Genomic DNA, 12,879 nt, shown 5'->3' on the forward strand with positions numbered 1-12,879 from the left:
CATGAACTTAAACTTTAGTGCAATAAAAGAGTCAAAAAACCTCCTTGCTTTTTCAGCAGGAATAGACTCTTGCGCATTATTCTTTCTTCTTCTTAAAGAAAATATTCCTTTTGATATTGCTATTGTTGATTATAATCTAAGAGAACAATCAAAAGAAGAAGTAACTTATACAAAAAACCTTGCTAAAAAATATAATAAAAAAGTTTTCATAAAAGAAGTATTTTTAGAAGGCTCAAATTTTGAAAAAAAAGCAAGAGATATAAGATATGCTTTCTTTGAAGAACTTATCAAAGAGCATAACTACACTACTTTAATTACAGCACATCAACTAAATGATAAATTAGAATGGTTTATGATGCAATTTTCAAAAGGTGCAGGACTAAGTGAACTTATTGGCTTTAATACATGGGAAGAAAAAGAGTTTTATAAAATCTACAAGCCTCTTTTAAATACTACGAAAGAGGAACTAGAAAACTACCTAAAAACAAATGAATTAAAATACTTTATAGATGAAACGAATAGTGATACAAAATACAAAAGAAACTATTTTAGACACAACTTTAGTGATAAGTTTGTAAATGAGTTTAAACATGGAGTTATAAACTCCTTTGAATATCTACAAGAAGATATAAACTCTTTAAATACAAATAATAAATATATTCAAAAAATTGCTGAGCTTGAAATTTATGAAAACTTAAATGATAATAACTTAAATATTAGACTTATAGACAAAAGTTTAAAAAGAAGAGGCTTTATACTTTCAAAGGCTTCAAGAGATGAGATTTTAAAACAAAAAGAAATTATAGTTTCACATAAAGTATCAGTAAGTATTACAGATAAATATATTTTTATTTGTCCTGCTTCAAAAATAACAATGGATAAAAAATTTAAAGAAAAATGTAGAGTAAGAAAAATACCTAAAAATATAAGATTTTATTTATATGAAAAAAATATAGATTTAGATGAGCTAATTATTTAAAAATTTTTTCATCTTTCTAGTTTCACTTAAATCATCTCTTGCTTGTGTTTTTTGATTTTTTAGAAAGTTTATACTTTTGAAAAAAAGTTCTTCCATTTGTTTAAGATCTTCAAGTTCTAAGTCAAAATCTTCTACACTGTTTTGACCTATATGCTCTTCATACCATAATACAAGAGCATCGGCTTTTTCATAAGATTCTAAGGAATCAATCCTTTTTAGTTCTTCTAAGGCCTTTATTGACCTGTCTCTTCTTTCCATGCTTCAATTAACCCTTGTGCTACTTTCATTACTTGATTTACAGCATTTATATTATCGTCAATACCAGCAGAAAAAAGTGTCTCTATTTGATATAAATATAATCCATCTAAATAATATGCAACATCTCCACCATCAAAGTCTAAAACATTTCTTAACTCATCAAAAATAGCGATTGTTTTATTTATATAAGTGAACTTTGCTTCTATATCACCCTCTTCCATTGCATTTTTTACAAATGAAAGATATTTAATTATACCTTCGTATAATTTAAGTATCAGTACATAAGGGTCATCTGAAACTGCGTTTTGTTGATTATATACATCTAATCCCATAAAGTATCTCCGTTATTCATCTAGTAATAAGTATATTATATATTTGCTTAATTTTAAACAAAAAGAGAAAAAATAATTTTCTCTTTTTCCTAGCTTGTTGTAGATTGTTGAATCATCATTTTTAGACCTGAGAAAGAAGATTCAAATTGTGTAATGAGTGCAGTATAAGCTGCAAACTGATTTGCTAACTGACTATATTTATCATCTAACTTTTCTATAGATTTTTCTTTTTCTTTTTCAAGAGTTTCTTCTCTTGAATCAATACCTTTTTCATAAGCATCTAATAATCCGCCTGTAAAATTCATTTCATCTAAAGTAGCTTTTAACTGTGTTCCAAAACCTTCTTTAGCAGCTGTACCTACAAATATATCTTTCAATTCTTCTGGATTGTCCGATAAAACTTTATTGAAAGCAACTAAATCTAGAGATATTTTACCTGTTTTATCTAACTCAAATCCATAATTAAATAAAGATTTATCAGAATTTTCACCATATTCACCAAAGAATTTTTCTTTTATTTGAGAAAGCATTGTTCTTAATGATGATTTATCCGCAATAGCACTATCCGCACTATCTATTTCTGTACCAACTAAATCAACTAATTCATTATATTTTGAAATAAAATCTGTTATTTGTGTTTCAACAAGAGAAGTATCTTTACTTACATTAATAGATGAAACTCCTTCTTTTGTTGCAGTTATATCTAAACCATCAACAGTAATTTTATTTTCAGCAGAAGAATAAGCAACCCCATCAACTTCTAAACTCATATTTTGTGCTGTTAAAGTATGATTTGTAGCATTTGTTGTTGTACCATCTGTTGTATAACCTAGAGCTTGACTAGCTGCACCTGAAATTGTTAAAGCATTTGCAAGCCCTGAACTTTCACTTTTTAAAACTAATCTATATGAATCATCACCTACTTGATCTAAAGAGGCATTAATACCTGTAGTATCATTTATTGCAGTTGCTAGTTCATCATAAGTTGCATAAGTCGATGTATCAAAAGTATGTGTAGTGCCATCAACTTCAATACTTAAAGTTCCAATATCACCTAAAGCATCTTTTGTAGCACCATTAATAGCATCTGATTGATACACATCTTTTTGAGCTAAACCTTTTACATCAACAGTTGTAATACCTGTGTTTACATTTTTAGAATCGGTTGCATTAAAAACAACAGAATCTCCTGATGTAGTTGCTGATTTTTCTTCAAAAGCATTTGATCCACTTGTAACAAATAAGTCAAAAGGTTTTATTGCTGCCAATAATTCATTTACTTTTGCATCAATAGTGGCAAAAGTTTCTTTTTCTTTTACAATATCTTCTAAATCTGTTTCTAATGGCTCTACTTGGGCTCTTCTCTCTGCTGCTTTTAATTTATCAATTAAATCTTGATTTAAAGCAGTAGATTGTCCTGTTCCTAATCCTAAAATTCCTTCAGCCATAATTTACTCCTTATTATCTTTTAAGACCTAATAAAGTCTGTAGCATTTCATCAATTACAGTTACAATTTTAGCGTTTGCTGTATATGCTGATTGAAACTTAATTAAATTAACCATTTCTTCGTCTTTATCAACTTTCACATGTTCATTATATGAAGATGTTAAAGCTGCTTTAATATCTTTTTGAGTATCTAAAACAAAATCCGTACTTTCTTTATCTTCAGATACAATAGCTCTAATTTCTTGGAAAAACTCTGAAAAAGATGTTCTATCATTATCTGTTGGGTCTTGTGCCCCATCATTAAAAGATAAATCTTTTTTCCATTGTAATTCAGCTAAATAATCTAAATCTTTTTGATCTAAATCATTAATTGCAGTTTCATTAAATTTCAAAGTACCTACACTTGTTCCAGAAAATAGTCCTAGTTTAACAGTATCTCCAACAGTACTATCAAGTTCATCAATTGCTTTTTCTCCAAATTTGTACTCATCTATACCTATTCTTATATATTTATCAGTTACATCGGCTAAAACTTTTGCAAACTTATCAAGCTTATCTTTATAAGTTTCAAGCTTATTGTTTGGTGAATCAGAACTTATGTTATCTGTTTGGATTTTTAAAACACCAGATTTTAAATCAACTTCTTTGTCATAAATTGCAACATAAGTTCTACTTACAGCATCATGACTTTGAAGTTCATCTTTATAAAAACTATTTCTAACTTCATCAAGATTACCATCACCATCTACATCATTACTTTCAGTAATAGTAATTCTTCCTTCAAACTTCCCATTTACACCTGGACTATCTGATTCTATAAGTAGAAATTTATCTTCACCATCGATATCAATTTTATCTCCATGCTCATCAATTCTATAATTACCATTATATGCTGTAATTAATCCTTTTGTACTTGGATTATCATTAATTGCATAAGCCAAAGCTCTTACATAATTATTTGCATCTACAACATCAGGAGTACCATCTTCATCAAAATCAATATCTACTGTATTTCCATCTTTGTCAGTATATTGTGAACTACCAACTGTTATAGTTACTTCTTGGTCATTATTAAGTTTATATGTTATTTTATCACCAGTTTCTGGAGTATTGCTTACTGCACCTGTAGTATTATCTATAAATGTTAAACTACTTCCAGTCCCTGCATCATCCGCAAATCTATCAATCTGAGCCTTATGCTCTTCTTGAACGCTCACATCTCTTACATTCGTGTTGTATCTTACTGCTACATTACCTGCAATTTTAAGTTCATACTCACCATAGGATCTATCTACTTTAATATCAACATAAGAAGATAACTGTTCTTCTAAATAGTCTCTTCTATCAAGTAAGTCATTTGTAGCTTCTGTTTGCTTACCTAACTTTTCATTGATTTGACCTATTTCACTAAGAATATCATTTACTTTATCTACATTCGAACCTAATTCATGTTCTTCTAATTCTTGGGCTCTTTCAATTCCTGTATATAAATTCTGTAAAGATTCAACTAAAAGTTTACCTTCGTTTATAAGTCCATTTTTATATACTTCTGAATTTGGATTTGACCTTAAGTTTTCAACTGCTTGGAAATATCTATTTAAATCTGAAGAGAAACCACTACTGTCAGTCTCTTTAAAAGCTGTCTCTACACTTCCTAAAATGCTTGAAAGTTTAGTATATCCTTGTTCCCTAGTATTTTCAGTCATAAGCCTGTCAAACATATACTGGTTTGTAACCCTATATGCGTTATCAGCACCAACACCACGACCTGTAAATCTAGTGTCAGTTTGCTCAAGCTCTTTTATATCAACAACTCTTTTTTTATAACCAGGAGTATTCTCATTAGCTATATTATTAGAAACATTCTCAACTGCTATCTTTGCAGCTGTTAAACCCGTTTGAGAAACATTTAATGTATTAAGCATAGAGACTCCTTTATAGTATATTGTCTAATTATTGCATTACATTTCTTAAAATTAGATTAAAAAGGCCATATGGCTCTCATGAGTTTAATTCCCCATGGAGTTTCCATAATATCAGCTTCAGTACCTTCTTTATCATACATAAGTTTTAGATTAGCTATTTGGTTTGAGCTAATTGAATTTTCAGAACTAATATCATATGGTCTTATCACACCTGTAACTATTATAACTTGTTTTTGTCCATCAATCAACAACTCTTTAGAGCCTTTAATATAGTAGTTACCATTTTGATATGTTTGTTCTATTATTGCCGAGATTGAAGTAGAAAAACTCTCAGCAAAACTTGTTTTCACTTCCCCTGAATCAGAGTTACTACTTTGTGTTGAAAAATCAACTCCAAGATTTCTATTAAATTTATCTGCAATTCCAGAAGCTGTACCACCTAAAGTATTAGTACCAGTACCTGCTAAAAGTCCTCCACCTAAACTACTATTTCTATCATTTGAAAGTTCTCTTTTATTGTTTGTATTTGATGTTAAATTCTCATCAATGTTTACCTGAATAATATCTCCAATCTGAAGATCTTTTTTATCTGCAAATAATGAAGTCCCTTCCATAGAGTATAGTGAGCCTTTGTTTTTCTTTGGTTTTGGTTGGGGTTTTGGTATTTGAACTTTTGGTTCTTCAAATTTTATTTGGGGTTCATTTGAGGCACAAGCACTAAAAAAAAGTGCTGCTATTAAAGGATAGGTGTATTTATACATTTAGTTTGCTTTTTAATATATATTGAACATCAATAGCAATAATTATTTCATTTAGTGTGTTTTTAACTAAAGCCATTGTTCCATATCTTACCATTAAAGGCTCAAGATTAGTATTTAATTCACAAATTAAAATTAATCTATTTTCTATAATCTTAACATGTCGTACATTTTCTTGACCTATTAACTCAACAGCTTTTTGAACTTCACTAACTATTATACCTTCAACTTTTTTCTTTTCGTCATCTTTTGCTTTTTGCTCTTGAAGTGCTGCTTGTTTAGCTTGAAGTTCAGCTTCTTGTTGTTTTTGCATCTCATTACTCATATGCCAGTAATAACCTGCAAACATAAGAATAACAACAACAAGTGATAAAAACTTTATAAGTTTTTGTTTTTTATTTCTCTTTACAGCAACTATCATTCTTGACTTCTTATTTAATTACAAATGTAGTGAAAAGTATTTGCTTAATGTGATTAGCTTTAATATCTTCATTTGAAGAAGTCGCTTCATTTAATACAGTATTAATTTCTTCAATTAACTCTTCTTTTAATAAGGCTTTTCCACCAACAGTTAATAACTCTTCAGAACTTCTAGCACTTATTTGTCTAATAACAACATCAATAATCTCTGCTCTATAATTTTCTGTTAAAGCAGCAATTGAAGGCTCAACACTTTTAATAGCAAAAGATAGTTTCATTAGTTTTTCTCTACCTTTTGAGTTAGTAATATTTAATACTAAATCATTAAGCTCTGCTTTAAATGTCTCTTTTGAGTCACCTGCTTCTTCTTTTTTAACTGTTTCTTCTTGAGTTTGACCATCTTTTGGAGAAAGTACTCCTTGTGAATATAAGAAATAAGCCCCACCAGCTACAGCTAAAATAAGAATAACAACAAGTGCAATAAGCACTATCATTAATCCTTTTCCACCACCTGAATTATTTCCCTGTGCTTCTGTTTCTTCTGCCATTACTCTCCCTTTTCATCTTTTATATTAAAATTCTCTAACATTTCAGTTAATTGTGCTGCGTTTTGAACACTTAATGATTTAAATAATAGTGTGATATTTTTCTCTTTTAATCTAATGATTATATCAAAAACATCTTCAAGTTTTCCCTCAGCAATCATTTCATCAAAAATTTTCGATGCTACTTTTGGCTTCATTTTGTTAAAAATTTTTGTTGTTTTACTCTCAACTGTTTGATTTATATCTCTTAAAGTTTGTTCATTTTTACTATAAAGTTGCTCAATTTCTTTTTTTTCAGACTCTATTTTTGCTAAAATTGTTTCTAATTCTTTTTTTCTTTCTTGATACTCTTTTTCTTTTTGGTTATAAAAAAGATTTAATTCTTTTTTTAGCTCTTTAATTTCTAATTTTTGCTTTGTAAGAGAACTACTATCATTTGACTGCTGGGCATAAGTAAAACAAAAAGATAAAACCACAAACATTAAAATTCTTATCAAAAACACTCCTTCTTAACCACTTATATATTTACTTTGAATATACTCTTCTGAAGCTTCTTGTTCTGCTAAAAGTAACTTCTTTAAAGCTTCTCTTTTTTCTTCTTCTAAAATATAGGCAAATTGTTCTGTCTCTTTTTGAAGTTCAATTACCTCTTCTACTACTGCTTCCATAAGCTTTTCAAGTTCTTTTTTTTCTTCATCAAGTTTTGATATATGTTGTCTCATTGTATTTTTATGCATCGCTAAGACTGCAAAATCTGATACTGAACCAAATTTATGAAGTGTTGCTGTATCTATTTTATTTTGAGTAAACATAATTTCAGCATCTAAAGTATCAATTTTTGCTTGTAATTGACCTTTTTCCATTAGTTTTTGATCAGTTTGAGTTTGTTTTAAATTATATAGTTTTTCAATCATAATCTAGTTCCCAAATATCAATATCAAATCCCAAAGATCTTTTGTATATGTAGCTATATGATCACCTACCCATGGTAAAGTTACTAATATAAAAGCTGATACAAAAATCATTTTAGGTACAAAGGATAAAGAAGCATCACTTACTTGAGTTACTGCTTGAAATACTGAAATTATTAAACCAATTATCATACTTACAATTAATGATGGCATTCCCAAAATAAGGATGATTTTTACAGTATTCTCTGCAATAGACATTAAATCCATTATTAATCTTTTATCTTGATTGTGATCTCTAATGTTTTATTATTTAAAAGTTTAGTAATAAGTTCTGCAATATCTTGTGCACTAGAACTACTTACTTCAATACTTTGTTCATTTTTACTACTATTTGAAGAAGATGGAAGCTGTGATTCTAAACTCTTAGTATTTATAGATTCCACATCATCTAAATTTTCAATAGCACTTAAAATATCATTTTCATTTAATGAATCTAATTCTGAAAATTCATCACTCATCTTCTCTCCTTGAATTGTTTCGTCAATATCTTTAGTAAAAGACTCATCCTTAGCTAAAAAGTCTTCACTTAATAAGTCCTCTAAATCTTCGTGATCTTCTTCAATATTCTCTTCTATTGGCTTAAAGTCCAATTCATTATCTAATTGACTTATTATATCATCATTTTCTAAATCGTTAATAAGGGAATCTATCTCATTTTCATCATTATTTAACTCTTCTTCAAAGTTTTGAAGTTCACTATCTTCGTTATTGCTGTTTTCATCATAATCAAAAGAACTATTGTTTAAGCCCATATCATCTTCAAAATTCATCAAATTTTCTAACTCTTTTTCAGACATTAGATTATCAGACTCATCAATAAAATCAAAGTTTTCTTCAATTTTGTCATCTTGTGGTGTTTCTTCTTCGATTATTTCAACAGCTGACTCCTCACCTTTTTCAAGTAATGAAGCTAACTCAGCATCTAATTCAAAATCATCTGAAAAATCTAAATCAGTTGAGTTATCTAAATTATCTTTAGTTTCTTCAGTTTTATTATTTTCTTCTTCTTGATTGTATGCATCATCTACAATATCTGCAATTGAGTTTTGAATATCTTGTGTTTCAGTTTTTTTTTGCTGTTCGTATTTTTCTATAATATATTTTGGGATTTCTTTTAAAGAATCTACTGATAAATCAGCAATTCCATTGTCAAGAAGAAACTCTTCTTCAATACCATCTTTAGGGGTAAGAAATTTTATTTTTTTTGAGAAGCCATCTTTTTTGATAATTTTTTCATCATCAATTAGATATATATCATTAGGATTATTTTTAATAATTGTTTTTAATTCTTCTAGGTTATTAATGTCTTTTATAATGCTATTTGCATCAAGTTTAAATTTAATATTGGCATGTTCTAAAGTCTCATGAATTTCTTTTTTAAATCCGCTATTACCATAAATATATACATTCAAACCAAAACCCTATAATACAATCATTTTTATTGTATAGATTATACCTTTTTTTATTAAATTTTTGATAAAATAAATACACTTAATTAGAGGGTGTTTATTTTGAAGTATTTTTTTTTAGTAGTATTATTTATCTCATCGTTATATTCCCAAACTATAAAAGATATATCAAACATAATTGGAATTAGAGAAAACCAACTTATTGGATATGGTTTAGTAGTTGGACTAGCAGGAACTGGTGACAAATCTAAGTTTACCATGCAAAGTTTACAAAACCTTCTTAGAAACTCATATATAAAAATACCAGCAGGGTCAATAAACTCAAAAAATATTGCAGCTGTAATGGTAACAGGGAAACTTCCTCCATTTTCAAGACAAGGTGATAAAGTAAAAATAAAAGTATCTACAATAGGTGATGCAAAATCTGTTGATAAAGGTGAGTTACTAATAACTCAGCTAAAAGGTGTAGATGGAAAAGTTTATGCACTAGCCCAAGGAACTATTGTGGCAGATGCTGATAATGAAACAACAGGCTTTATTTACGATGGTGCAACAGTTGAAAATGAGATTGACTTTAGTTTAAAAGATGAAGATTCAATTAGACTTAGTTTACTTAAAAGTTCTGCAAAAAATGCAGACTTAATTCAAACAAAAATCAATAAAAAATTTGGAAGAAAATTAGCAACGGCTTTAGATACAAGAACAATTGATGTAATAAAACCACCTGAGATGTCTATTGTTAAGTTTATAGCTTTAGTTGAGGGAATTGAATTAGATTCCAGCTTTAAAAAGAAAATCATAATTGACATGAATAGAAAATCTGTTATTACTGGTGGAGATATTATAATAGATCCTGTTACTATTGCAAGAGATTCATTTACGATCAGAATCAAAAAATCTCCACTTAAAGATAATCAATGGAGAGATGAAAAGCTAAATAAAGGTGTAGATGTTGGTGATGGTGTTAAAATCGTAGATAAACCTGTAGTTGATATAAACAATGCAAGAATTGACACAAGAGCACAACCAACTGTTTCTGATTTAGTTAGAGCTATGAAAGTTATGAAGCTACCAATGACAGAGATAATTGATACACTAAAGATGATAAAAGAACTTGGTGCTATTGATGTTGAATTTGAGATAAGAGGATAGTATGGCAGAATTTTTAAGTCAAGATGAAATTGATGCACTTTTAGATATTGCCGAACAAGGTGAGGACATTGATAATGCAACTCCCGCCGATAAAGTTGTATCAAAAGAAAAAAACTATTCAATTTACGATTTTAAAAAACCAAATAGAATATCACCAGAGCAATTTAAAGCCTTTTCAACTATGCATGATAAAATGCTAAGAGACTTTATAACAGATCTTTCAGCCATGCTTCGAAAAATTGTGGATATTAAACTTTACTCAATTGAACAAATGACTTATGGGGAGTTTATTTTATCTATTCCTCAAATTACATCACTAAATACTCTTTCTATTAAACCTATGGAAGGAAGAATTGTAATTGAATCAAACCCAGGAATTTCACATAAAATTATTGCTGAGTTATTAGGTTCAGGTGCAGTTAATACAAGTGATAATCTAGATAGAGAATTAACTGAAATTGAAGTTGAAATACTTGATCATTTTTATGAATTGGTTATTAAAAATCTTTATCGAACATGGGATGATGTATCAACTCTTAACTTTAAAGTTGAATCAAAAGATACAAATGCAAATGCAATCCAAATTATTTCAGATCATGAGATCGTTTTACTTGTTGTACTTGAAGTAACTATTGATGAAGAGTCAGGTTTCCTATCTATTTGTTACCCTATTTCATATATTGAACCCTTACTTGGTAAGGTTGTTGAGAAAGTATTCTCTGAGGGTAAGAATAGAAAATCAAGTAGAAAAAGAGATATTACAACACTTATTTCCGGTGCTAAAATGAAAATTGAAGCTATTATGGCTGAAACAGAATTAACAGCAGAAGAAATAATTAACCTTAAAGAAAATGACATTATAGTATTTAATAAAAATGCCACATCAGCTTCTACAAAAGTTTATATTAATAAAAAAGAAAAATTCCTTACAGTATCAGGAGTTTCAAACAATAGAAAAGCTATACAAATTCAAACTAATCTTGATAAAGAGAAACAAGAGACATTAGATACATTAAGAGTGATGAGAGAAGAAAGAATCACAAAAGCTCAAGAGACTTCCGAAAATATCAGAAGACTTCTAAAAGAAAAAGAAGAAGAGAAAAGAAAAGGGAAATATTAAATTTCCTCTTTAATTTTTAATCCTCTATACTCCAAGATAAAGTTTCCCCTGCGTACATTGGTACTACATTTTCATTTTTATATTCATAAATTTCAGGTACTACAAAATCTTTTTTAACTAATTTTATTTTCTTAGTTAAAGGTTTGAAGTTATATATTTTTTGAGCATTTAAAGATACAAAAGCGTTTAGGTTCTCTAAAGCTTGGTACTTCTCAAATAACTCAGTTAGTACTTGTAATGCAATTGGTGAAGTAAATACACCTGCTGCACAACCACAGCACTCTTTTTTATGTTTTGGGTGTGGCGCAGAATCTGAACCAAACATAAGTTTTGGATGAGCTTTTAAGGCTGCATCTAATAAAGCTGATCTATCTTCAGGTCTTTTTGCAATTGGTTTACAGAAAAGATGTGGTTGTAACATTCCACCTGCAACATCATCAAGTGTAATAAGTAAATGATGTAATGTAACTGTTGCATGAAGATTATCATATTTATCCATTAATTCCACCGCATCCGCAGTAGTAATATGTTCCATAATAATTGTTAAGTCAGGGAAAGCAGCAGCAATTGATTCATAAATTGGCATAAACTCTTTTTCTCTATCCATAACAAAACCATTTGTTTCACCATGAACACATAAAGGAATCCCTAGTTTACTCATTGATTCAAGTGTAGGTCTTAAAACTTCAACATCCATAGAAGAAACACCCGTTTCAGAGTTTGTAGTAATTCCTGCTGGATAAAGTTTAATACCTATAATATCATCTTTAACATCTTCCAAAAATTCATAAGAATAATCATTTTGAAAGAAAAGCGTGCAATAAGGCTCAAAAGTATCACCTTCACATGCTTCTTTAATTCTTTGTTTATAAGATAATAATGCTTCTTTAGTAGTAACTGGTGGTACCAAGTTAGGCATTATTAAAGCACCACTAAAAGTATTTGATGTTAGTGGACCAACAAGCTTTAGCATATCACCATCACGTAAGTGAAGGTGCATATCTAAAGGCTCATTAATTTCAAAAGTAGTAACACTACTCATTAAATCGCTTCCTCATCTTCTTCACCAGTTCTGATTCTTACAATCTTTTCAATTGGAGAAACAAAGATCTTACCATCACCAATTTTCCCAGTTTTTGCAGCTTCTGTGATAACAGAAATTGTAGAGTCAACATCTTCTTCTGAAACAATCAGTTCTAATTTAATTTTTGGTAAAAAGTCAACAACATATTCAGCACCTCTGTAAAGTTCAGAGTGACCTTGTTGTCTACCATAACCTTTTACATCTGAAACAGTCATACCAGTAATACCTGCTTCTGTTAATGCATCTTTTACATCTTCTAATTTAAACGGTTTAATTACAGCTTCAATTTTTTTCACTATTAATCCTTTTTTAAGTTCGTATATTTTAACAAAATTTTTTTAAATTTAAATTATCTAGCCTTTTTTATGACTATTTAATAATAAAACCAAACAAAACTCTACTCACTTTTCTTATCTAAAATTGTAAGAATTGAGTATATTTTGTTTAAGGTCAAGGCGGATTATAAGTTTTACGTAGGA

The 12,879-nt window shown here is 29.0% G+C and carries 16 protein-coding genes; 3 read left to right on the top strand and 13 right to left on the bottom strand.

What is annotated here, in order from left to right; translation table 11 throughout:
* The first annotated feature begins 1 nt into the window (after window position 1).
* Window positions 2-979 carry a tRNA lysidine(34) synthetase TilS gene (tilS, locus tag NJU99_RS13520; protein ID WP_254576435.1) on the top strand — a complete coding sequence of 326 codons (978 nt, stop codon included), beginning with the start codon at window positions 2-4 and terminating at the stop codon, window positions 977-979.
* On the opposite strand, the gene NJU99_RS13525 is transcribed toward tilS, so the two are convergent.
* The 11 genes from NJU99_RS13525 to NJU99_RS13575 form a co-directional block, all read right to left on the bottom strand.
* Window positions 968-1,237, bottom strand: a complete 270-nt coding sequence (locus NJU99_RS13525) for a hypothetical protein (RefSeq protein WP_254576436.1) — start codon at window positions 1,235-1,237, stop codon at window positions 968-970. The two genes, tilS and NJU99_RS13525, sit on opposite strands and share 12 nt — an antisense overlap.
* Window positions 1,213-1,569, bottom strand: coding sequence for a flagellar export chaperone FliS (gene fliS / locus NJU99_RS13530; protein WP_254576437.1), 357 nt, complete (start codon window positions 1,567-1,569; stop codon window positions 1,213-1,215). Before fliS ends, NJU99_RS13525 begins: the two co-directional genes overlap by 25 nt.
* Before the next feature lie 89 nt (window positions 1,570-1,658).
* Window positions 1,659-3,017 carry a flagellar filament capping protein FliD gene (fliD, locus tag NJU99_RS13535; protein ID WP_254576438.1) on the bottom strand — a complete coding sequence of 453 codons (1,359 nt, stop codon included), beginning with the start codon at window positions 3,015-3,017 and terminating at the stop codon, window positions 1,659-1,661.
* A 13-nt stretch (window positions 3,018-3,030) separates the two neighbouring features.
* Entirely contained in the window at window positions 3,031-4,941 is a 1,911-nt protein-coding gene (locus NJU99_RS13540) for a flagellar hook-associated protein FlgK (RefSeq protein WP_254576439.1), read from the bottom strand.
* Between the two features lie 56 nt (window positions 4,942-4,997).
* Window positions 4,998-5,702, bottom strand: coding sequence for a flagellar basal body L-ring protein FlgH (locus NJU99_RS13545; protein WP_254576440.1), 705 nt, complete (start codon window positions 5,700-5,702; stop codon window positions 4,998-5,000).
* Window positions 5,695-6,120: a hypothetical protein gene (locus NJU99_RS13550; RefSeq protein WP_254576441.1), complete on the bottom strand. Its 426-nt coding sequence runs from the start codon at window positions 6,118-6,120 to the stop codon at window positions 5,695-5,697. The genes NJU99_RS13545 and NJU99_RS13550 overlap by 8 nt, the downstream gene beginning before the upstream one ends.
* A 10-nt stretch (window positions 6,121-6,130) precedes the next feature.
* A complete protein-coding gene (locus NJU99_RS13555) occupies window positions 6,131-6,667 on the bottom strand; it encodes a flagellar basal body-associated FliL family protein (protein WP_254576442.1) in 537 nt (178 codons plus the stop codon).
* Complete coding sequence (locus tag NJU99_RS13560; RefSeq protein WP_254576443.1) at window positions 6,667-7,161, bottom strand: MotE family protein; 495 nt, start codon at window positions 7,159-7,161, stop codon at window positions 6,667-6,669. The genes NJU99_RS13555 and NJU99_RS13560 overlap by 1 nt, the downstream gene beginning before the upstream one ends.
* Window positions 7,162-7,173: 12 nt before the next feature.
* Window positions 7,174-7,578, bottom strand: a complete 405-nt coding sequence (locus NJU99_RS13565) for a hypothetical protein (protein ID WP_254576444.1) — start codon at window positions 7,576-7,578, stop codon at window positions 7,174-7,176.
* A 3-nt stretch (window positions 7,579-7,581) separates the two neighbouring features.
* Complete coding sequence (locus NJU99_RS13570) at window positions 7,582-7,842, bottom strand: flagellar biosynthetic protein FliQ (RefSeq protein ID WP_254576445.1); 261 nt, start codon at window positions 7,840-7,842, stop codon at window positions 7,582-7,584.
* A gap of 2 nt (window positions 7,843-7,844) precedes the next feature.
* On the bottom strand, window positions 7,845-9,047 hold the full coding sequence (locus NJU99_RS13575; RefSeq protein WP_254576446.1) for a hypothetical protein: 1,203 nt from the start codon (window positions 9,045-9,047) through the stop codon (window positions 7,845-7,847).
* Window positions 9,048-9,137: 90 nt separating this feature from the next.
* On the opposite strand from NJU99_RS13575, the gene NJU99_RS13580 reads away from it, so the two are divergent.
* Together NJU99_RS13580 and fliM are read left to right on the top strand one after the other, a co-directional pair.
* Entirely contained in the window at window positions 9,138-10,196 is a 1,059-nt protein-coding gene (locus NJU99_RS13580; RefSeq protein WP_254576447.1) for a flagellar basal body P-ring protein FlgI, read from the top strand.
* Window position 10,197: 1 nt separating this feature from the next.
* Complete coding sequence (gene fliM / locus NJU99_RS13585; RefSeq protein ID WP_254576448.1) at window positions 10,198-11,316, top strand: flagellar motor switch protein FliM; 1,119 nt, start codon at window positions 10,198-10,200, stop codon at window positions 11,314-11,316.
* A gap of 16 nt (window positions 11,317-11,332) precedes the next feature.
* On the opposite strand, the gene pyrC is transcribed toward fliM, so the two are convergent.
* Both pyrC and NJU99_RS13595 read right to left on the bottom strand, forming a co-directional pair.
* Window positions 11,333-12,358 (bottom strand): dihydroorotase, encoded by a 1,026-nt coding sequence (gene pyrC, locus NJU99_RS13590; protein ID WP_254576449.1) that lies wholly within the window; start codon window positions 12,356-12,358, stop codon window positions 11,333-11,335.
* Window positions 12,358-12,696, bottom strand: a complete 339-nt coding sequence (locus NJU99_RS13595; protein WP_254576450.1) for a P-II family nitrogen regulator — start codon at window positions 12,694-12,696, stop codon at window positions 12,358-12,360. Before NJU99_RS13595 ends, pyrC begins: the two co-directional genes overlap by 1 nt.
* Window positions 12,697-12,879 lie beyond the last annotated feature (183 nt).

This window comes from Arcobacter roscoffensis (assembly GCF_024267655.1).
In the GTDB taxonomy this organism is placed as follows: Bacteria; Campylobacterota; Campylobacteria; order Campylobacterales; family Arcobacteraceae; genus Arcobacter_B; species Arcobacter_B roscoffensis.

Bases quoted from the DNA above. Each gene is read 5' to 3' on its own strand.
- tilS (WP_254576435.1), top strand. From the start codon at position 2: ATGAACTTAAACTTTAGTGCAATAAAAGAGTCAAAAAACCTCCTTGCT.
- NJU99_RS13525 (WP_254576436.1), bottom strand. From the start codon at position 1,237: ATGGAAAGAAGAGACAGGTCAATAAAGGCCTTAGAAGAACTAAAAAGG.
- fliS (WP_254576437.1), bottom strand. From the start codon at position 1,569: ATGGGATTAGATGTATATAATCAACAAAACGCAGTTTCAGATGACCCT.
- fliD (WP_254576438.1), bottom strand. From the start codon at position 3,017: ATGGCTGAAGGAATTTTAGGATTAGGAACAGGACAATCTACTGCTTTA.
- NJU99_RS13540 (WP_254576439.1), bottom strand. From the start codon at position 4,941: ATGCTTAATACATTAAATGTTTCTCAAACGGGTTTAACAGCTGCAAAG.
- NJU99_RS13545 (WP_254576440.1), bottom strand. From the start codon at position 5,702: ATGTATAAATACACCTATCCTTTAATAGCAGCACTTTTTTTTAGTGCT.
- NJU99_RS13550 (WP_254576441.1), bottom strand. From the start codon at position 6,120: ATGATAGTTGCTGTAAAGAGAAATAAAAAACAAAAACTTATAAAGTTT.
- NJU99_RS13555 (WP_254576442.1), bottom strand. From the start codon at position 6,667: ATGGCAGAAGAAACAGAAGCACAGGGAAATAATTCAGGTGGTGGAAAA.
- NJU99_RS13565 (WP_254576444.1), bottom strand. From the start codon at position 7,578: ATGATTGAAAAACTATATAATTTAAAACAAACTCAAACTGATCAAAAA.
- NJU99_RS13570 (WP_254576445.1), bottom strand. From the start codon at position 7,842: ATGGATTTAATGTCTATTGCAGAGAATACTGTAAAAATCATCCTTATT.
- fliM (WP_254576448.1), top strand. From the start codon at position 10,198: ATGGCAGAATTTTTAAGTCAAGATGAAATTGATGCACTTTTAGATATT.
- pyrC (WP_254576449.1), bottom strand. From the start codon at position 12,358: ATGAGTAGTGTTACTACTTTTGAAATTAATGAGCCTTTAGATATGCAC.